This is a genomic window from Streptomyces sp. NPDC037401, assembly GCF_055602345.1.
In genome coordinates this window covers 1-18636 of record NZ_JBVJWO010000042.1, presented here as the reverse complement: position 1 = coordinate 18636, position 18636 = coordinate 1, and the positions used below count along the sequence as shown (strand labels likewise).

The window sequence follows — 18636 nt, the reverse complement described above, 5'->3', positions numbered from 1 at the left end:
GCGGCGGAGGTGCCGACGAGGGCAGTGGTCACGGAGATCGTTCAGCGGATCCGGCGGACCGCGACCTCCCCTCCGTGCACGTCACGGTCGCACCGCTCGCAGTCCAGGCGGACGTGCACATGGCCGTCGCACCCGACGTGCTCGGCGCGGCGCGGCGGACCGAGTTCGGTCGGCAGGTTTCGATCGCCCCACTGCATCAAAGCGATCACGGCCGTGGCCAGATCCCGCCCCATGGGGGTGAGGGGGTACTCGTAGCGCACCGGCTTGTCCTGGTAGGGGACCTTCTCCATGATCCCGAGCTCGACGAGACGCGCGAGCCTGCTGGTGAGGACGTTGCGCGCGATCTGGAGGTGGCCCATGAAGCCGTCGAACCGCTTGACGCCCAGCAGCGCCGAACGAACGATCAGCAGGCTCCAGCGCTCGCCGATCACCTCGAGGGAGCGGGCGAGATTGCAATCCTGGCCTTCGTAGGTTCTCTTCAGCATGCCAGTCACCGTAGCTGCTGAGTTGCGTGAAAGGACCTGCTCAGTTCCCGTTTGACCGCAGCTCAGCATTTCTGAAGAAGACCTTGTTCGCCGCGCGCTGCTGAGATGATGCTCCGGATCTGGAGCATGGAGGTGCCCCGAATGGCAGCCGGAACGCAGGTAGCACCCGCATCGGGCGGGCTGATGGACTCCCTCAACGGGAAGTTCCACAAGATAGGTCTGAGGGTCTTCCTCGTTCTCGTGCTCGCACACTGGGCCGAGCACCTGACCCAGGCCGTGCAGATCTACATCATGGGCTGGCCCGTGCCCGAGGCCCGCGGCGTGCTCGGCGTGCCGTTCCCGTGGCTCGTCAAGTCCGAGTGGATGCACTACAGCTACGCCCTGCTGATGCTCGCCGGGTTCATCATGTTCCGCCGCGGCTTCCAGGGCCGCTCGCGCACCTGGTGGAACGTCACCCTGGGCGTTCAGGTCTGGCACCACTTCGAGCACCTGCTGCTCCTCATCCAGGCGCTGGCCGGCGCGTACATCGCGGGCAAGGCCGTCCCGACCAGCATCCTGCAGCTCGTCTACCCGCGCGTGGAGCTCCACCTCTTCTACAACGCGCTGGTCACCATCCCGATGATCATCGCGATGGTGCTGCACACCCGCTCCCGTGCGGACAACGAATCGGCCCGCTGCGACTGCGCCCTGACCGCATGACCGCCGCCCGCCGCCCCTCCGGTTTCGCCGGCTCACTGCTGCTGGCCCTCGCGGCCCTGCTGCTGTACGTGGCGCTGCCGAACCTCGGCAACGTGGCCCGCGCGGCCACGGCCGACGGGGTCGCGGGCGCCTTCACCGCCAGCAGGCTCAGCTGCGTGGCCCACCCGGGCCACGAGACCTGCGAATGGTCCGGCACCTTCCGCTCCACCGACGGCCGGGTCAGCCGCGAGGCCATCACCCTCTACGGCAGCGAACGCGAGTCCCTGGCCGTCGGCCGGACCACGCCGGCGGTGGACGTCGGAAACCCGGGGCGGGTCTACCGCCCTGGGGGCTCCCACGAATGGATCTTCACGATCGCCCTGCTCCTCGTGGCCTACGCCCTCCTGGCCTATCTGGCCCGCACCCACCTGATGCCGCCGCGCACGCGAGCACGCACGGCATAGCCGCACCCGGAGTCCGGCCGGGAGTGACGGAAAGGCCCCGCCTCTCCGTCACGGGGGACGAACACGGAGAGGCGGGGCAGCCATGCGATCGGGGAGGGCGGGAACAGCCGGTCAGGCGCTGCGGACCCCCGCCAGCGCCGCCTCGCCCGACAACTCCAGGCGGCTGTACGCGTAGGCCACGGACACCAGCGTCATGTGGTGGTGCCAGCCCGGGTACGAGCGGCCTTCGAAGTCCAGGAGGCCGAAGTCCTGCTCCAGGTTCTGGACCGTCGCTCCCGCGCGCCGCTGCAGCTGCGCCAGCGCGACCAGTTCCTCCGTACGCCGGTGCACCATGTTCGTCAGCCACATCCGGCTCGTCCGCCGCCCCGCGTACTGGCGGACGGCGAACAGCCTGTACGTGTGCTGCGGGGCCTGCCGCCCGAGCCGCGCTTCCGGCAGCCGTACCAGACCCGTCATCACCGAGGCCCGGCCCCCGCGGCCGTCCCGGCCCATGCCGCCGCCCAGCGAGTCCATCCGCAGGTGGCTGCCCGTCTTGAGTTCGAAGAAGCGCTGCGCCTCGACCGCCGCCGGCATCTCGCCCGCGTACTGCTGATGCGCCACCAGGTGACTGCCCGGCACCACCGGTGTCCGGCTCGGTACCGCGACCACGAAGTCCCGGCCCCGCGCGCTCAGCCCCCGTACCAGCGAAGCCGCACCGGCGTAGCAGCTCAGATCCGCCACCACGGGCGGGGCGCTTAAGTTGGTGCCCGCTCCCAGGCTGTCGACGAGGTCCAGCGCGTGCTGCTCGATCGCGCGGTGCGCCACCCCGTCCGGTACCCGTGCCCGGTTGCGCCGCTCCTCGTCGGTGGCCCAGCTGCCCGGGAGCAGCAGGCCCCAGTCCGTCGGGATCGAGTCCGTGCCGTTGGTGAGGAACGCACCCACTCCCACCTGGCAGTTCACCGAACGGCCCGTCTCCGGTACGAACCGCCTGTGCACTCCGCAGGAGTGGTCGCCGCGCTTGCGCAGCACAGCCACCTCGAGCACCCAGGCCCGGGGGGCCAGCCTCCGCTCCGCCCAGCGCATCAGCTCCGTACGCGCCGGCGCCCATTCCCAGGGGCTCGCGTTGACGAACTGGTGGATGGACTGCGAGGCCGTCGGTGAATCCGAAACCGTCGCCGCGAGCCGCCGCACCGATTTCTTGCCCTCGGTGGTCAGCAGACCTTGCAGGTACGCCTGGGCCCAGTGCCGCTGATCGGCCCTCGACAGGTGCCCGAAGATCTGTTCGGTGATCACGGAGACCGGCACCCGAGCTCGGGTCAGGTCGTTGGCTGCCATGGCACGTTCCCCTTCTAAATCGGTCGTCCAGGCGAACACAGATTTAGAATAGCGATCGTTCTCTTTTTTTCCAGTGGAACCCCAAAGTGGGTTCCGAGGGGCGCACAGCACGGCGCGACTTCGGCAAGTCGAGGGCACTTCGGCAACTCTGCGTTGCCATCCGGCCGACAGTTCGCGCACTCTGGGGCGAATCGCACCCGGAGAGATCATGGTGAAGCAGGAAAGGGCAGCGAGGAGCCGCAATTCCCTCGTACAGGCAGCCGCCGCACAGTTCGACGCCGACGGCTACGCCGGAGCGTCCCTGTCCCGGATCTGCAAGGCGGCCGGCATTTCCATGGGCGGGCTGACCTTCCACTTCGCGTCCAAGGAAGACCTGGCGCGCGCGGTGGAGGCGGCAGGCCGCTCGGCGGTCCGCGACACGGTGGAACGCGTCTACGGCCGCTCGGCTCCCCCGCTGCGCAGGCTGGTCGCGCTGACGCTGGAACTGAGCCGTCAGATCGAGGACGAGATGGTCGTACGGGCACTGCTGCGCCTGGAGCGGGAGCGCCCCGGCGCACCCCCGTGGTCGCAGTTCTGGTTCCCGTACGCCCAGGAGCTGGTCCAACAGGCGCAGGAGAAGGGGCAGTTGCGCACGACGGCACGGCCCGACTCGGTGGCGGCGCTGGCCGTGCACCTGGTCACGGGGGCGGAGATCCTCACCCGCCGCCGGCGGGCCGACGCCGGATCCGCGCAGCCGGCCGAGGACACCGGAGCCCTGCTGGAACGCATCTGGAGGCTCGTACTGACGGGAATCCTGGCCCCCGGCGAGGATGCGGCGGAGGCCCTGCCGTCGCTCGACTCCCCGGGGCAGGAGGACGGCGAGGGCCTGGCCCCGGAACCGGTCGCCGGAGCACTGCACACTCCGGACCACGTCCGCGCTCCGGGCCCCGAGCCCGTACGGGTACCCGAGGCCTACGAGTCGGCCTGAGGGCGGCGGGGCGGCGCCGACGACCGACCTAGGCGGCCGTCCAGCCCCCGTCGACCGGGACCGGCGCGCCCGTGACGAACGACGACCGGTCGCTCAGCAGCCACGCGGCCGCCTGCGCCACCTCCGTCGGTCCCGCCATCCGCTTCTGCGCCGACCGCGCGGTGAAAGCTTCCTCCAGCTCCGGCGAACCGGTCAGCACCTGCGCCATCAGCTCGGTCAGCGTGCTGCCCACCACCAGCGAGTTGACCCGGATCCCGCGCTGCCCGTACTCCTGCGCGGCCGCTTTGGTCAGGCCGATCACCGCGTGCTTGGCGGCGACGTACGGCGCCGTGGCCCCCGTCGCGACCACACCGGCGACGCTCGCCGTGTTCACGATGGCCCCGCCGGACCCCGAGGCCAGCATCACGGGGATCTGCTGCTTGAGGCAGTTCCACACGCCCCGCAGGTTGACGTCGACCACCCGGTCGAAGACCTCGTCGTCCGTCTCGTGGATCGGCGTGCCCGCCGTGGCCCATCCGGCGTTGTTGAAGGCCCCGTCGAGCCTGCCGTACGTGTCCACCGCCGCCTTCACCACCCGGGCGACGTCCGCGGCCCGGGTCACGTCACCGGGCACCGCCGTCGCACGCCCGCCGGCGTCGGCTATCTCCTTGGCGAGGGCGTCGAGCCGGTCCTCCCGCCGCGCTGTCACCACCACTGCAGCACCCTCGGCCGCGAAGAGGCGGGCGGCGGCTGCGCCGATGCCGCTGGATGCCCCCGTCACCATGACGACCTTGTGCTCCAGCAGTCCTAATGAGCGCATTCGATCCTTCAACTGGGCGTAGGAAAACGGAGGTTGCCGTGGGGCACTGCGTCGTCGAGTATGGCCCAACCAAAGCTTGAGGGAAACCTTTGCTCAACGTGCGCACAGGGAGTCCCTGCCGACACACCGCCCGCCACACGTACCTCACGCGTTACACGCGCCCGTCATTTGGTCAGCGCAGCCGCCCGCCGAAGGCTCACCTTGACCGTCTTGCGGCCGTGCTCGCTGGCGATCGAGGGAACGAGCAGCTCCCACATGTTCACCGTGCGCCGCGGCAGATCCCGCCGTCGCGCCGCCAGGTCCGAGTACAGCTGCATCCCCGTGCACGCACCCACGACGAATTCCGCGACCTTCCGCCCGTCGACGAAGTCCTTGAGCTCACCGCGGTCCCGGGCGTCCTGCAGGCACTCCTCCATGATCTGGCGCCATTCGTCGTACGACTCGGGGTCGTGCAGCCCGAAGCCGGACTGTTCGACCGCCAGCCGCACCGCGGCCCGCAGGATCTTGTCGACCTGAAGCTGGTGGGACCACACCAGCGTGATGTCCACGAGGCGCTGCAGCCCCTCGGAGGTCAGCCTCGGCACGATCGTCTCGGGCTGGGAATTCATCACGGCGATCGCGAGGGCTTCCTTGTTCGGGAAGTGGAAGTACACCGCCCCGAGCGTGACCCCCGCCCTGTTCATGATCGCGCGCATGCTGGCGCCGTGGTACCCGCTCTCGTCGAACACCTCCGCAGCCGCGGTAATGATCGCCTGCCGTGTCTTCACCGCCCGTTCCTGCTTCAACCGCCCCTCAACCACGTTAGGACCCTCTCTCGACAAACAAAGCGAACGCACTTTATTTTACCGTCCGGGGCAAAGACCGCACAGGTCATTCGGGGCCCTACATACGCACGCCAAAGGGGATGGCATGCTCGTATCGACTGAACGCCCCGCACCAGCGAAAGCCGCACTGACCTCGACCGTCGCGAAGGAGTACGTCCACCGCGCCGCGATCGCGGACGTGTTCCTGACCAATTGGTCCACCGACGGGCCCGACGCCTTCACCATCGAGGCGCAATGGCCCCGCTACCACGGCTTCTACACCTCAGAGCATGGACTGTACGACCCGCTCCTGCTGTGCGAGACCATCCGGCAGACGCTGCCACTGCTCACGCACACCGCGTACGGAGTGCCGTTCGGCCACCAGCTGAGCTGGTCCAGGTTCCAGTACGCCGTCAATCCTCGCGCCATGTGCGTCGAGCGCACCCCCGCGGAGCTCAGCATCCGCGTGACCTGCACCGACATCAAGTACCGGCGCAGCCTGCCGGTAGCGCTGACCATGCACTACGAGGTGATGCGGGGCAGCCTGCTGCTCGCCGTGGCATCCACGGTGTTCCACTGCCACACCCCCGTCGTCTACCAGCGACTGCGCGCCGGCCGCGGCAGCGTGGCCCGGATGTTCTGGAACGTGCCCGAGCCCTCGCCTCCGTTACCGAAGGAGATCTGCAGACGCGAGCGGCTGCAGGACGTGGTGCTGTCCCCGGCCGGCGAGGACCGGCGCTGGCAGCTGCGCGTCGACACCTCCCACCCCGTGCTCTTCGACCACCCGGTCGACCACGTGCCCGGGATGCTGCTGCTCGAAGCGGCCCGGCAGGCGGCCTACGCCGGAGCACACCCGTCCGCGCTGTCCGCTCCAGCCGGCCGGTCCGCCGACACCCCGGCCCAGGAACCCTGCTGGCCCGTGTCGATGGACGTGTCCTTCCACCGCTATGTCGAGTTCGACAGCCCCTGCTGGGTCACCGCGGAGCCCACGCACCGGCAGGCCCAGGGGCTCGGCGACAGGGTCCGGGTGACGGGCCGCCAGGGGGACGAAGACACCCCGCCGTCCTTCACCGCGGTCGTCTCGCTCGCCCACCGCCTGCCCTGAGGCGCTTACGCTCGGCCCATGGAGACTGCGCGGCTGCTGGTGCTGCTGGGGGCGACCGTCACGGTGGGCCTCGTGAGCGGGCTGTTCTACGGATTCTCGATCTCGGTGATGCCCGCCTTGCGCGGCGCGGACGACCGCACCCTCGTCGATGTGATGCAGCGCATCAACATCGCCATTCTCAACGGATGGTTCCTCATCGGATACGTGGGCGCACTGCTCCTCACCGCGGCCGCCGTCGGGCTGTCCTTCGCCGACGGCGGGCGGCACCTGCTGCTGCCGACGGGCGGCGCCTTCGTCGCGTACCTGGCGGCCGTCGTGCTGACCGCCCGGGTGAACATCCCGCTCAACAATGCGCTGCAGGCGGCCGGCCCGCCCGGTGAACTCGGCGATCCGGGCAGCGTACGGACCGCCTTCGAGGACCCGTGGGTCCGGGCGAACGTCCTGCGTACGCTGCTGTGCACGGCCTCGCTGGCCCTGCTCGCCTGGGCCCTGGCGGTGCGCTAAGGGCTGTCCCGTAACCCCTGGTGGATCGGCGCACGGCGTCGGATGCGGTGGATCGCAAGGCGGAGGAGCGTCCGGATACTGGGCGTATTCGGGATGTTCCGACAACGCAGCGAGATGCCGTAGCCGGCGTCCTGCGCCCGCCGGGGATTACGGAACAGCCCTTAGGGAGTGCCGTCGAAGTCCCGCCCGGCCCGTGCCGGCGCTACTTCGACGGCACGGCCCGGCCGCGCAGGACCTGGAGGCCGGGCTGTCGCCGGTCGCCGATGCCCGGCACGGACTCCCGCCTCCGCCCCGCGCGCACGCACCAGACCCCGCCTGCCCGCCCTTGGAGCGGCCGACCCCCCTTTGACGACGCATCCCGGCACCTCCCCGGGCCGGGGAGGCACGCGGCCGCGGGGGCGGAGGGAACCAGCCTGCCGGTGCGCCGGTCAGAGAGGGGAACCCACGGACAGCCGCTGCGGCACTCACCGCCGTCTGCCCGCCGCCCTGACCGCCTGCACCCCACTCCCGGCAACTCCAGCCCCAACAGCCCCATACACCCCAGTTCCCCGTGCCTCCTCCCCAGCGGCAAAGGCCCCGAACACCCCACCCGTTCACCGGGTCTACGACACTTCGTCTACCCGCACCGGCCGCCCGGCACCAGAGCCGGGGCGCCGCGACGCCTATGACCTGTACATCCATTGCGGTATTCGCTACGACCAATTTGGAAGCCGCTCGGGGGCTGCCGGACCGCCCCCCGCGAAGGATCCGGCCCTGCACGGCGTTCCCGCGGGCGTCGAAGGCCACCGCCGTCACCGCCCGGCCGGGGCGGAGATCCGTACCGCCACCGCCGCCGTCCCGTAGATCAGCGCCGCAACGGCCATCGCCACGCGGAAACCGGAACCGGAACCGGAGTGCTCGACGGCCACCGCGAGGGCCCCCAGCCCGGCGATCCCGAGCGCACTGCCCACCTGCCGGGTCGTGGTCAGCAGTCCCGTCGCCACCCCGGCCTGACTCGGCGGCGCCAGCCGCAGCGTCAGAGCGGTGACCGCCGTCATCGCCGTATCGATGCCGAACCCCACTGCGAACAGCGCCACCACCAGGATCCACAGCGCCGCGTCCGCCGGCGCCCCGGCCAGCAGCCCGAACCCCGACGCGCCCAGCACCAGCCCCACGAGCGTGGTCGTCCGCGGCCCGAACCGGTGCGTCGCCCAGCCCCCGAACGGCGCCCCGGTGATCGCCCCGCCCGCCTGCACGGCCAGGATCACCCCCGTCAGCAGCGGGGACACCCCCCGTACCTGTTGCAGATGGAGGGTCACCAGGAAGAACTGTCCGTAGAAGCCGAAGTTCACCGCGAACCCGGTCGTCACCGCGACCTTCAGGCAACGGCGCCGGAACAGCCCCGGCGGCACGACGGGCGCGGCCTGCCTGCGCTCGACGTACGGAAACGCGACCGCAAGCAGTACGCCGGCACCCGCGAGCAGCGCCCCGGGCCACAGCTGCCCCCCGGAGCCCGCGTGCCCCAGCTGGATCGTGCCCGCCACCAGAAGGACCAGCGCCCCGAACGCGGTCGTCTGCCCGGCGAGATCGAACCCGCCGCGCCCGCCCCGCGGGCTCTCGTCCCGCGCCCGCCGCGCCAGCAGCACCGTCAGCACCGCGACCGGCAGGTTCAGCCAGAAGAGCATCTGCCAGCCGACCGCGGTGAGCAGCGCGCCGCCGAGCAGTGGTCCCAGCGCCGCGGCGATCCCGCCCAGCCCGCCCCAGACGCCGACGGCCCGGGTCTGCCGCCGCCCGTCCGGATAGGCCGACCTGATCAGCGAGAGGGAGCTGGGCATCAGCGCGGCGGCCCCGATCCCCTGCACGGCACGCGCCCCGACGAGCATCCAGCCGCTCGCCGCGACCGCGCACAGCACGGATCCGACGGCGAACACCGCCGTCCCGTACAGGTAGACCCTGCGCGCTCCTAACCGGTCCGCCAGCCAGCCGCCGCTGAGGAGCAGGGCCGCGAAAACGAGCGCGTACGCATCGACGACCCACTGCAACAGCCCGGTGCCGCCGCCGAGTCCGGCCTCGATCGCGGGGAGGGCGACCGTGACCACGGTGGTGTCCACCATGACGAGGAACCAGCCCAGGCACACGCCTACGAGCGCAAGCCCGCCCCCGCCGCTGTCGCTACCGCTGTGGCCGCGGACGCCGGGCCGCGCCGTCGCTGCCGCCGAATGCCGTCGTACGCGCGTCGTTTCCTCGGTCACCCGCCCGCCGCCCCGCCGTCGTCCGCGATGCATTCGTCTGTGTACGGACCCTAGCCAGCACGGGCACCACGGGTTGCCCAGGAGTCAGTACTTGACCGGAAGCGCACACCGACGCGACGGGATCCCGGCGGGCACCGGCACCGGCACCGGCCCCGGACCGCCGGGCGTTAACGGCGTTAACGCTCCCCCGCGCCCGCCCCCGGACGCCCCACGACCCTCCCTGACCGTTAACGGCGTTAACGCCGTTAACGCTTCAGCAGCTCGGCGACCCCGGCATTAACGCCGTTAACGCCATCCCTCAGGCAGCAGCGTTAGCAATTTTCCGTGTTGATGCAATCTTCCGCGTCAGACGTTAGTAAAGTCCCCTGCATGACTTCGTCCTCGTCTCAGGGCGACCGAGAGAAGGTCGTCTCCAAGCTGCCCCCGTGGCTGCGCCAGGAGCTCAAGATCCGCACCGCGCAGCTGCGCGTCGACATCCAGGATGCCGTCCACCAAGGCATCACCGACTGGAACGCCCTGGCCTCGACCCCCTCCCCCGTTCCCACCTCGGGGGCCGAGTCCTTCTCCACCTGGCTGCCCGCCGGCCAGTGGGAAGAGTTCCGCACCAACGCCCGCGACCGCGGCGTGTCCCTCATTCAGGGCCTCGCCCAGTCCATCCAGTTGTGGCTGGAGAAGAACCCGGCCCCCACCGTCCAGCGGCCCTCCGTCGTCCGGCGCATCGTGGTCTGCAACCAGAAGGGCGGCGTCGGCAAGACCGCCATCACCGCCGGTACCGCCGAGGCCCTCGCCGAGGACCCCGCGAGCCTGCACCCCGTACGCATCGCCCGCCAGCTGGCCCTCCTCACCGAGGACGACCCGGCCCTGGACCGCGAGGACCTCCCCGGCCTCGGCATGCGCGTCCTGCTCGTCGACTTCGACCCGCAGGGCCACCTCACCAAGCAGCTCGGCCAGCAGCCCGCCCCCATCGGCGGCGACAGCCTGACCCGCCACATGGCCGGCGAAGCCCAGGGACCGCTCCAGGACCTGATCGTCCCGATCCCCGACGAGCGCTTCGGCGACCGCCTCCACCTGCTGCCGTCGTGCACGGACGCCTTCCTCCTCGACGTCCGCCTCTCCACGGTCCGCGCCCGCGAAGCCGCCCTCGAGCGCGCCCTCGCCCCGGTCGAGTCCGACTACGACGTCATCCTCGTGGACTGCCCGCCGAGCCTCGGCCTGTCCATGGACGCCGCCATCTACTACGGCCGCCGCCGTCCCGCCGAAGAGCCCGGCGCCTCCGGCGCGCTGATCGTCGTACAGGCCGAGGACTCCTCCGCCGACGCGTACGACCTCCTCACCTCCCAGATCAACGACCTGCGCGACGACCTGAGCCTGGACATCGACTACCTCGGCCTGGTGGTCAACCTCTACGACGGCCGGCGCGGCTACATCGCAACCTCCTCCCTCCAGGCCTGGATGGACATAAAGGATCCGCGGGTCGTGGCCGTCGTCCCCGACCTCAAGGAACAGCGCGAGGCCGTACGCCTCAAGCAGCCTCTGTTCGTCTACGCACCCAAGGGCGACCAGGCCGTCGTACTGCGCGCCCTCGCACGGGAGATCTCATGAGCAAGGCAGACAGGCTCGGCGTCTCGGCCTCCTTCGCCCGCGCCCAGCCGGTGAGCGTCAGCTCCCGCCGCGCCGCGATCGCGGAAGCCACCGGCGCCCCCACCTCCGGGGTGGTCCCGCCGTCCGAGGTCCCCATCGAGGCACTCACCCACAACCCCTTCAACCTCCGCGAGGAACTCACGGAGATCGAGGAGATGGCAGAGTCCCTCAAGACCCGGGGCCAGCTCCAGCCGCTCGCCGTCGCCACCCGGATGGCCTTCATGGAAGCCCACCCGGGACAGATCGAAGGCCTGGGCCGCGCCCCGTACGTCGTCATCGACGGCAACCGGCGCCTGGCAGCCGCACGCCTCGCGGGCCTGAAGACCATGCACATCCACGTCAACGACGCCCTCTCCACGAGCGCGGCGGACATCCTGGAGTCGGCCCTCATCGCCAACATCCACCGGGTCGACGTGGCCCCCATGGACCAGGCCCGCGCCCTCCAGGAACTCGTCGACGTCCACGGCTCCCAGGCCGCCGTGGCCAAGCGCCTGGGCAAGACACCGGCCTGGGTCTCCCAGCGCCTCACCCTCCTCAACCTGACTCCGGAACTCCAGGAGCAGGTGGAAACGGGCGACCTGAAGGTCGAGCCGGCCCGCCGGATCGGCCGGCTCCCCCAGGAGGAACAGGCGGCTGCGGCCGAGGAGAGCGTTAACGCCGTTAATCCCCCGCGCCAGCGCACCAGCCCGCCCCGCGACGGCGGCCGGAGCGTTAACGGCGTTAACGCCGTTAACGCTCCGGCCAAGGGCGCAGCCCCCCGGCACATCGTCCTCACGGGAGCCACCGCACCCGAGATCGCCGACCAGCTCGCGTCCCAGCTCCCGGCGGCGGACCTCGCCGCCCTCACGGAAATCCTGATCTCACGCTCTTCCTGAGCACCGTGGGGCGTTAACGGCGTTAACGCCGTTAACGCCCCACGTGCGTTTCACGTGCGATCGAACGTTCGATCCAGGTTAGGCTTCCCCTGGAGGTGCCATGTCCCGCAAGAAGTCCCACCCGCAGCCCGATGAGCAGGCCTCGCTCTTCGCAGCCGTCGACGCCCTGCTCGAAGAGGCGGCCGCCCAAGACGCCCTGCCGCACCCGGACGAGCGCAAGCGCCTCCGCGAGACCGCCGGCCTGAGCCAGGACCAGATCGCCAAGGCCCTGTCCGTACGCCGCGAAACGGTGACCGCCTGGGAGACCGGCCGCACCGACCCCCGCCCGCCCAAGCGCGCGGCATACGTCCGCCTCCTGGACGGGCTCGCCTCCCTCCACCCCGTTAACGCCGTTAACGCCGCCACCCCGGAGCCCTTCTCCCCCGAGCCGACCGTTAACGCCGTTAACGCCCCGGCGTCCCCCGCCGCAGCCCCGGAGTCGATCATTAACGGCGTTAACGCCGTAGATGCCGCCTCCCCGGAGCCGGCCTCCCCGGAGCCCACCGTTAACGGCGTTAACGCCGTTGACCCCCCGGCCCCGCAACCGCCCGCGCCCCGCGCACCGGCCCGCACCACCCCCTCTCCCCCCTCCCTCCCCTCCCCCCGCCACGCCCACGGCCCCCTGGCGGTCATCGCCACGGAGACCGCCGAGCCGAAGACCGGCACCAAAAAGCCGACGACCGCCCTCACCGCCCACGCAGCCCACGGCCTCATCCTCGACTGCCCCGCCCGGGACCTGCCCTCCCTCGTCACCTGGGCCCTCTCCCCCGAGGCAGCCCTCGGCTCCCCCCGACTCCACCGCTTCGGCAAGGACGCCGACCCCCTCCTCGTCCTCACCCCCGAAGCCACCGAAGCCCTCGGCCTCCCCCTCGTCCTCGAAGACCGCCGCGGCCTGCGCCTGCCCGACAACCACCCCGCCGTCAAAACGCTGACCCGCGCCAAGTGGCAGCTCACCCGACGCGGCTTCGGCCCGTGGGCCCGTATCTACCGCCCCGCCACCGCAGCCCACGGCCGCCAGTGCGTCCAGCTCGCCGTACTCCCCTGGGGCGCCCTCGACCCCCGCGCCTGGGGCGAGGACACCGACGCCCTCCCCGCCCCCGAACTCGCCGAGCTGCTCACCTCGTACGCCGCCCGCGTCCTCACCCCCCGCGGCTCCACCGCCGTCTCCGGCCTCGAGCTCATGACCGCCCTCCGGCCGCCGACCCGCCCCGTCAAGGACGAGTCGACCGGCGCCTGGGTGTCGTCCCCCGTCGCCGGTTCCCTCACCCGGCCCGTCGACCCCGCGCCGCCCGAGGCCCCCGACGAGCACCCCGTGGTCGCGGCCCTCTACCCCCGAGCCCACCAGCGCACCCCCGACCAGGTCCTCGACGAAGAGGCCTACGACTGGATCCGCGACCCCGAACTCCTCACCGACGCCGAGTGCGCCCGTACCCACGCCGTCGGCATCGACGTGAACATGGCCTTCGCCGCCGCCGCCAACCGCCTCACCGTCGGCATCGGCCCCGCCACCCACGTCGCCTCCCCCGCCTTCGACCCCAAGCTCCCCGGCAGCTGGCTGGCCGACCTCTCCCCCGTCCGGCTCGACCCCCGGCTCCCCAGCCCCTTCACCCCCCACGGCCAGGCCCCCACCGGCCCCGCCTGGTACACGACGCCCACGCTCGCCTACGCCCAGGAGCTCGGCCACGACGTCCGGCCCTCCGAAGCCTGGGTCCGCCCGGACAACGGCCCGTACCTCGACGCCTGGTACACCCGCCTCCGCGACGCGTACATCGCCACCATGGCCGACCTCGGCGTCGTCCCCTCCCTCACCGAGCCCGAGTTCCTCGCCGCCATGGCGGTCCACAAACAGCACAACCCCGCGCAGGCAGCCGTGCTCTCCGCCATCAAGGCCACCGTCAAGGGCGGCATCGGCAAGCTCCGCGAGCGCCCCCAGGGAGCCGGCTACCGCCCCGGCGAGCCCTGGCCCGCCCTCGAACGACCCACCTGGCGCCCCGACATCCGCGCCGCCGTCATCGCCACGGCCCGCGTCAACATGCACCGTAAGATGCGCAAGCTCGCCGACACCGCCGGCCTGTACCCCATCGCCGTCCTCTCCGACTGCGCGGTGTACCTGTCCGACGGGCCGAGCCCGCTCGACTTCCTCCCCCGCACCCCGGACGGAAAGCCCCTGCCCGGCGGCTTCCGTCTCGGTGTCAGCCCGGGCATGGTCAAGCACGAAGGCACCCAGCCCCTGCTGTGGGCGGTCCAGCTGCTCGACGAACGCCACAACCCCGCCCGCCACATCAAAGGCCACGACGCAGCGGCCGACGGAGAGTAAGACCTAGATGCCCGACATCGGCGACAGCCTCGACAAAGCGACCGAAGCGAACTTCACCCGCCCCATCCCCAAGTCACCCCAGGCCCGGATGAAGTTCCTCGTCAAAAGCGAAAAGAACTCGACCAAAGCGGTCGCCGAACGCCTCGGCATCTCCCAGCGCACGGTCGAGCGCTACGTCAAAGGCCAGATCAAGAACCCCCGCCCCGACCTGGCCGCCCGCCTCGAAGCCGAAGTCCGCAAGAGCTGGCAGCCCCTGGTCCGCAAGCGCGTCCGCGACCGCGCGGCCCGGACCACCGGCCTGGTCATCGAGACCCGCGCCCGCTTCGGCTTCACCGCAGCCCCCGGCACCACCGACGACGGCCGCATGCGCCGCATCACCCAGCACCTCCCCCCGGAGTACGCCGCCCGCCTCTTCCAGGCCCAGGAAGCCGGCGCCACGGAAGCCCAACTCCGCCACATCGCAGCCGAAGGCCTCCAGGAGATCTACTTCAGAGACCAGGGCACCCGCGCCTCGGGCCTCCTGGTCGAGTTCACCGACATCGACTACGTGGAATTCGACTTCTAGCCCGACGACCCCCACCGACTCTCGCCCCCGGGGACACCTCAGCCCCACCAAGGCCCATGGCCCGGGGCCACCGCCAGCCTGCCGACTCTCAAGGCCCGGGGTGCCTTCAGCCGCGCCGAGGCCCGCGCCATGGGAACAACATCAGCCGGACCAGGACTCCTCCCCCGGGCGTCACCAACAGCCGCACCAGGACCCGTGCCCCTGGTCGGCACCCGTCAGCCTGCCAAAACCCGTGCCCCGGGAACACATCAGCCCCGCCGGCGTTTGAGGCGCGGGGTCCGGGGCGGAGCCCCAGAAAGGGGGTCCGGGGGCAGAGCCCCCAAACGGGTGCCGGGCGCAGCCCGTGCACCCGGCGGGTCCGGGGCGCAGCCCGGGCGGGTCCGCGCCGCCACGCGGTCTCGGGAAGGGGCGGGGCGGGAAAACACCCCCAAGGCCCGACCCCGGCCCCCTGAAGGCCCCCTGAGCCCCCACCAGCCCACCCAGGCCAAAAGGGGACCACAGGCAAGCCCAGAAGCCCCACAGGGCCCCTACGCCCCGCCCTACCCCACTGCGTGCAACGTCCTCCGCCGCTTCGACTCCGCAGCCTTCTTAGAAGCGGCCTGCGCAGCCCGCTTCTTCCGCTGCTCCGCCAGCTGGTCCTGATACGCCGCCACCGCCCGGTGGTAGCTGTCGACGTACCCCCGCGCATCCAGCCGCTCGTCCGCCGGCATCTCGTTCACGGCCGCCACGGCGTCCTCGAAGGAGTTGTACCCCGCCAGCATCGGATTGATCTGGTAGACCCCGTTACGGACCTTCCGGACCAGCTTCGCGAGCTCCAGGCTCCGCAGCGCAGCGTTCACGCTCGGGCGGCTCAGCTCCAGCAGCCCACCGATCGTGGCCTGGTCGATCAGGATCCTGCCGCCGGGCTCACTCAGCGAACGCAGCTTCAGCAGCACGCGGTACGAGGCCGGCGGGAGGTCCAGGTCAGAGAGAAGCCCGTCGGCGTTGACCGCAGCGAATCGCAAGGAGCTCACTGAGCTGTCCCTTCTTCCTTGCGCTGCGCCCGGCTCAGCCGCCGCGCAGCGCGCTCTTTAGCGCGTTCGGCCCGGAGTTCTGCGATGGCCTGTCGCATATGGTCCAACGACGGGAACCGCACCAGGTCCGGCAGGCTCGTATCGCTACGGATCTGCGAGATGGTGCTGTGCTGCTCCACCTTCACGAACTCACCCGTAGTCTCCGTACCCGGGATGAACTCTGCTACCCGGTAACTGTAGGGCGGGTTGAACTGGTACACACCCCGCCGCACCTTAAAGACGATCCCGTGAGACATGATGGTGTGCAGCGCCTCGGACGTCTTCGTCCGACTTACGTCGAGGATCGTAGCCATCTCCTCCTGGGTAAGCGGAATCCGCCCCCCCGCCCGCTGGCAGGCGATGAGCAGAAGAATCAGCCGCAGGGGCAGCGCCTCCCGGAAGTACTGCGCGATGACCAGGAAGAACTCCAGGCTGTCCATCGAGAACGCGTTCGGCTGGCTCTGCGTCCCGTAGAACTCCAGCGGCTTGCGCTCGCCGTCCAAGGTCAGCTTCCGGCTCGGATACCTCCGGGCCAGGCTGTCCAGATCCCGCACCGGTGCCAGCGGCTGGCTCCACGCAGAGATCGCGTCATCAACGGGAAGATCAGGGCGCGGCACGCGCGCCGGGCTCGGCCGGCGGTGCTGTGGCTCGGATGACACGAGGCTGCTCTCCACTTCGTTGATCTGCAGAGAGCAGTATGTCAACGAGGGTGACATACATGTCACCCTCGTTGACGTTCAGCGTGTCTTGTGTCCCCTCAGGAGGGACACATCTCGGCCATGACCCCCTCGCACCCACCTCCCGGCGCCCCCCGCCAACCCCTCCGCCTCCACCCGCAGTTCGCCGACACATCACCCCTAAAACGTCAGCCTCCCCGACCTTTTACCCCAAAAACCGTCAGCCTCGCTGACATTTTGCCTTCGCTATGTCCCCCCACCAGCGACACATCCCCCCGGTTATGTCCCTCCTGAGGGGACATAACTTCTGCACCGCACCCCCTCCCACCTGCGCAAACGCATCTCCGTACCTTCTATACGCCGGTGGGTGGGACGCTGCGCGCACGAAAGCCCGTACTCAACCGCGCCCCAACGTCTCTTTCCTGACACACCACCAGCACCCAACCGGCACCCCACTCATCCGGACAGCCTGTCCAGTTAGGGCACTAGGTTGACTTGATCCTGTTTCTATCCGATCGGTATTTTGAAGCAGGCAAAACCTTCAAGTGCGCTTCAAATGCGCTTCAAGGTCCGAAATTAACGGCGTTAACACCTCGGCTTGCTCCAGGCCTTGCCTCGGACCACTTGTCTCGCCCCTGTCCTCGCGTTACCGCGGGATTGCATTCATCCTCATTTGTACCTTTTTCGCCTGTTGGTTTGCCCTGCAGGGCAGGGCTCACCTCGACAGCGGGTTCAGAGCAGACAAGCTGGATGGCAACAAGGGCTTGCCTTGCGGTGGTGGGCGCTCAGTGTCGCCGGCCCGGGCTTGGGAACGGATTGTCTCGCTTGCTTGGTTGAGGCCTGTTGGACTCTTCTGCTGAAGGGCTGTGGTTGTTGGCTCTGCAGTAGCTGGTCTGGCGTCTTGGGTGAACTTGGGGTCTCATCTGGGGTTTGGTTGAGGGTTTTGGTCGTTCTGGTGTTGAGTGGAACGAGGGCTCTGTCCTTTGGTGGTTTTTTGTCCGGCTCGGTTCTGTCTCTGGGTTGAGCCAGGAACCTCTTGGTTTGAGTCCAGTGAAGTTTTCGAGTGTTGGGTCTGAACATGGAGGTCAGTGGGCTGGAGCGGAATGGGTGCTTGTGTTTTGGGGTCTGGAGCGAAGCGGAAGGGCTCGGCTTGCTGGGTGGAGCTGGGTTTGTCGTTTGGGTCTGAGTGAGGCGAGGACCTTGTTTTTTTGTTTGGGGCGGAGCGGAGGCGTGGGGCTTGGGCCGAGTCATGCTGATTTCTCTCTTCACTGGGTCTCTTTGAGTGAAGTGCAGGGTTGGAGCGGAGAGGGTTGAGGTTTGTAGCGGAACGGAAGGCCTGGGCTCGGATTTAGGTCTTTGCTTCGTTGCGGCTTAGGTCGGGGCGAAGCGAGGAGGTCCTGAGCTGGGCGGAGCTCGGAGCTTTGTTTCTTGGAGGGGAGCGAGGAGTTTTGTCTTGCCCAGCTGAGTGGAGGGGCTTAGTCCAAACGGAGCGTGGTTTCTCCAAACGGATCGTGGTTTCTCTGGGAAGAGTGTGGTTTCTTCGGGCGGAGTGCGGATTGTTTCCTCGAGCGGAGCGAGGGGCTTTCTCTTCGGTCGGATGCTCCGAGCGGAGCGAGGGGCCTTCTCTTCGGTCGCAGTGCTTTGTTTCTCTCAGTGGAGCCGGGAGCTTTCTCTGTGCAGAGCTCGGAGTTTCGCTTGCTCTGAGCGGAGCGAGGAGCCTTTGTGTTGCTCCGAGCGGAGCGCCCTTTGTGTTGCTCTGAGCGGAGCGCGGAGCTTCCTTCCTCCGAGCGGAGCACGGAGCTCTGTTCCTCCGAGCGGAGCGAGGAGGTTTGTTGTCTCGAGCGGAGCGAGGGCTTGTTTTGTCTCGAGCGGAGCGAGGGCTTGTTTTGTCCCGAGCGGAGCGAGGGACAAAACCCCTCCCACTCGAGCGGAGCGAGGGACAAAACCCCTCCCACTCGAGCGGAGCGAGGGACAAAACCCCTCCGAGCGAAGCCAAGACCCCTCCGAGCGAAGCGAGGAGGAATCCCCTGGGCGCTGGAGCGAAGCGGAGGCGCCACCCTGCCGGAGGCAGGGACGGCCGAGCGAAGCGAGGCCGCTACGCTCCCTCGCGCGCAGCGCGA

16 protein-coding genes are annotated in these 18636 nt (G+C 69.7%); 9 read left to right on the top strand and 7 right to left on the bottom strand.

Translation table 11 applies throughout. The features are described 5' to 3' along the window. Window positions 1-41: 41 nt before the first annotated feature. Window positions 42-485, bottom strand: a complete 444-nt coding sequence (locus tag ACZ7H1_RS32190; protein WP_470791432.1) for a winged helix-turn-helix transcriptional regulator — start codon at window positions 483-485, stop codon at window positions 42-44. Window positions 486-626: 141 nt separating this feature from the next. Between ACZ7H1_RS32190 and ACZ7H1_RS32185 the strand changes: the two genes are divergently transcribed. Next, window positions 627-1184 (top strand): hypothetical protein, encoded by a 558-nt coding sequence (locus ACZ7H1_RS32185; RefSeq protein ID WP_470791431.1) that lies wholly within the window; start codon window positions 627-629, stop codon window positions 1182-1184. Then, window positions 1181-1627 (top strand): hypothetical protein, encoded by a 447-nt coding sequence (locus ACZ7H1_RS32180; RefSeq protein WP_470791429.1) that lies wholly within the window; start codon window positions 1181-1183, stop codon window positions 1625-1627. Before ACZ7H1_RS32185 ends, ACZ7H1_RS32180 begins: the two co-directional genes overlap by 4 nt. Window positions 1628-1738: 111 nt before the next feature. Here ACZ7H1_RS32180 and ACZ7H1_RS32175 read toward each other — a convergent pair whose 3' ends face one another. Beyond that, complete coding sequence (locus tag ACZ7H1_RS32175; RefSeq protein WP_470791428.1) at window positions 1739-2941, bottom strand: IS701 family transposase; 1203 nt, start codon at window positions 2939-2941, stop codon at window positions 1739-1741. Between the two features lie 208 nt (window positions 2942-3149). Here ACZ7H1_RS32175 and ACZ7H1_RS32170 point away from each other — a divergent pair, with 208 nt between their 5' ends. Beyond that, window positions 3150-3908, top strand: coding sequence for a TetR family transcriptional regulator (locus ACZ7H1_RS32170; RefSeq protein ID WP_470791426.1), 759 nt, complete (start codon window positions 3150-3152; stop codon window positions 3906-3908). A 28-nt stretch (window positions 3909-3936) separates the two neighbouring features. Here ACZ7H1_RS32170 and ACZ7H1_RS32165 read toward each other — a convergent pair whose 3' ends face one another. Beyond that, window positions 3937-4707, bottom strand: a complete 771-nt coding sequence (locus tag ACZ7H1_RS32165) for an SDR family NAD(P)-dependent oxidoreductase (RefSeq protein ID WP_470791424.1) — start codon at window positions 4705-4707, stop codon at window positions 3937-3939. 164 nt (window positions 4708-4871) lie between these two features. After that, window positions 4872-5474 (bottom strand): ScbR family autoregulator-binding transcription factor, encoded by a 603-nt coding sequence (locus tag ACZ7H1_RS32160; RefSeq protein ID WP_470791423.1) that lies wholly within the window; start codon window positions 5472-5474, stop codon window positions 4872-4874. Between the two features lie 142 nt (window positions 5475-5616). Between ACZ7H1_RS32160 and ACZ7H1_RS32155 the strand changes: the two genes are divergently transcribed. Both ACZ7H1_RS32155 and ACZ7H1_RS32150 read left to right on the top strand, forming a co-directional pair. Next, window positions 5617-6615, top strand: coding sequence for a ScbA/BarX family gamma-butyrolactone biosynthesis protein (locus ACZ7H1_RS32155; RefSeq protein ID WP_470791422.1), 999 nt, complete (start codon window positions 5617-5619; stop codon window positions 6613-6615). An 18-nt stretch (window positions 6616-6633) separates the two neighbouring features. Further along, on the top strand, window positions 6634-7119 hold the full coding sequence (locus ACZ7H1_RS32150; RefSeq protein WP_470791421.1) for an anthrone oxygenase family protein: 486 nt from the start codon (window positions 6634-6636) through the stop codon (window positions 7117-7119). A gap of 791 nt (window positions 7120-7910) precedes the next feature. Here the strand turns inward: ACZ7H1_RS32150 and ACZ7H1_RS32145 are convergent. Beyond that, entirely contained in the window at window positions 7911-9236 is a 1326-nt protein-coding gene (locus ACZ7H1_RS32145) for an MFS transporter (RefSeq protein WP_470791420.1), read from the bottom strand. Window positions 9237-9719: 483 nt separating this feature from the next. Between ACZ7H1_RS32145 and ACZ7H1_RS32140 the strand changes: the two genes are divergently transcribed. The 4 genes from ACZ7H1_RS32140 (at window position 9720) to tpg (ending at window position 14787) form a co-directional block, all read left to right on the top strand. Further along, complete coding sequence (locus ACZ7H1_RS32140) at window positions 9720-10952, top strand: ParA family protein (RefSeq protein WP_470791418.1); 1233 nt, start codon at window positions 9720-9722, stop codon at window positions 10950-10952. Next, window positions 10949-11866 carry a ParB/RepB/Spo0J family partition protein gene (locus ACZ7H1_RS32135; protein ID WP_470791416.1) on the top strand — a complete coding sequence of 306 codons (918 nt, stop codon included), beginning with the start codon at window positions 10949-10951 and terminating at the stop codon, window positions 11864-11866. Before ACZ7H1_RS32140 ends, ACZ7H1_RS32135 begins: the two co-directional genes overlap by 4 nt. 100 nt (window positions 11867-11966) lie before the next feature. Beyond that, a complete protein-coding gene (gene tap / locus ACZ7H1_RS32130) occupies window positions 11967-14222 on the top strand; it encodes a telomere-associated protein Tap (RefSeq protein ID WP_470791415.1) in 2256 nt (751 codons plus the stop codon). 7 nt (window positions 14223-14229) lie between these two features. Then, window positions 14230-14787, top strand: coding sequence for a telomere-protecting terminal protein Tpg (gene tpg, locus ACZ7H1_RS32125; RefSeq protein ID WP_470791414.1), 558 nt, complete (start codon window positions 14230-14232; stop codon window positions 14785-14787). A 539-nt stretch (window positions 14788-15326) separates the two neighbouring features. Here the strand turns inward: tpg and ACZ7H1_RS32120 are convergent. Together ACZ7H1_RS32120 and ACZ7H1_RS32115 are read right to left on the bottom strand one after the other, a co-directional pair. Next, entirely contained in the window at window positions 15327-15800 is a 474-nt protein-coding gene (locus tag ACZ7H1_RS32120; RefSeq protein ID WP_470791412.1) for a MarR family transcriptional regulator, read from the bottom strand. Beyond that, window positions 15797-16555, bottom strand: a complete 759-nt coding sequence (locus tag ACZ7H1_RS32115) for a hypothetical protein (RefSeq protein ID WP_470791411.1) — start codon at window positions 16553-16555, stop codon at window positions 15797-15799. Before ACZ7H1_RS32115 ends, ACZ7H1_RS32120 begins: the two co-directional genes overlap by 4 nt. Window positions 16556-18636: the final 2081 nt, after the last annotated feature.

Coding starts and splice junctions, on each gene's coding strand:
- ACZ7H1_RS32180 (WP_470791429.1), top strand. CDS start 1,181: ATGACCGCCGCCCGCCGCCCCTCCGGTTTCGCCGGCTCACTGCTGCTG.
- ACZ7H1_RS32155 (WP_470791422.1), top strand. CDS start 5,617: ATGCTCGTATCGACTGAACGCCCCGCACCAGCGAAAGCCGCACTGACC.
- tpg (WP_470791414.1), top strand. CDS start 14,230: ATGCCCGACATCGGCGACAGCCTCGACAAAGCGACCGAAGCGAACTTC.
- ACZ7H1_RS32175 (WP_470791428.1), bottom strand. CDS start 2,941: ATGGCAGCCAACGACCTGACCCGAGCTCGGGTGCCGGTCTCCGTGATC.
- ACZ7H1_RS32140 (WP_470791418.1), top strand. CDS start 9,720: ATGACTTCGTCCTCGTCTCAGGGCGACCGAGAGAAGGTCGTCTCCAAG.
- ACZ7H1_RS32190 (WP_470791432.1), bottom strand. CDS start 485: ATGCTGAAGAGAACCTACGAAGGCCAGGATTGCAATCTCGCCCGCTCC.
- ACZ7H1_RS32150 (WP_470791421.1), top strand. CDS start 6,634: ATGGAGACTGCGCGGCTGCTGGTGCTGCTGGGGGCGACCGTCACGGTG.
- ACZ7H1_RS32170 (WP_470791426.1), top strand. CDS start 3,150: ATGGTGAAGCAGGAAAGGGCAGCGAGGAGCCGCAATTCCCTCGTACAG.
- ACZ7H1_RS32135 (WP_470791416.1), top strand. CDS start 10,949: ATGAGCAAGGCAGACAGGCTCGGCGTCTCGGCCTCCTTCGCCCGCGCC.
- ACZ7H1_RS32165 (WP_470791424.1), bottom strand. CDS start 4,707: ATGCGCTCATTAGGACTGCTGGAGCACAAGGTCGTCATGGTGACGGGG.
- tap (WP_470791415.1), top strand. CDS start 11,967: ATGTCCCGCAAGAAGTCCCACCCGCAGCCCGATGAGCAGGCCTCGCTC.
- ACZ7H1_RS32185 (WP_470791431.1), top strand. CDS start 627: ATGGCAGCCGGAACGCAGGTAGCACCCGCATCGGGCGGGCTGATGGAC.
- ACZ7H1_RS32115 (WP_470791411.1), bottom strand. CDS start 16,555: ATGTCACCCTCGTTGACATACTGCTCTCTGCAGATCAACGAAGTGGAG.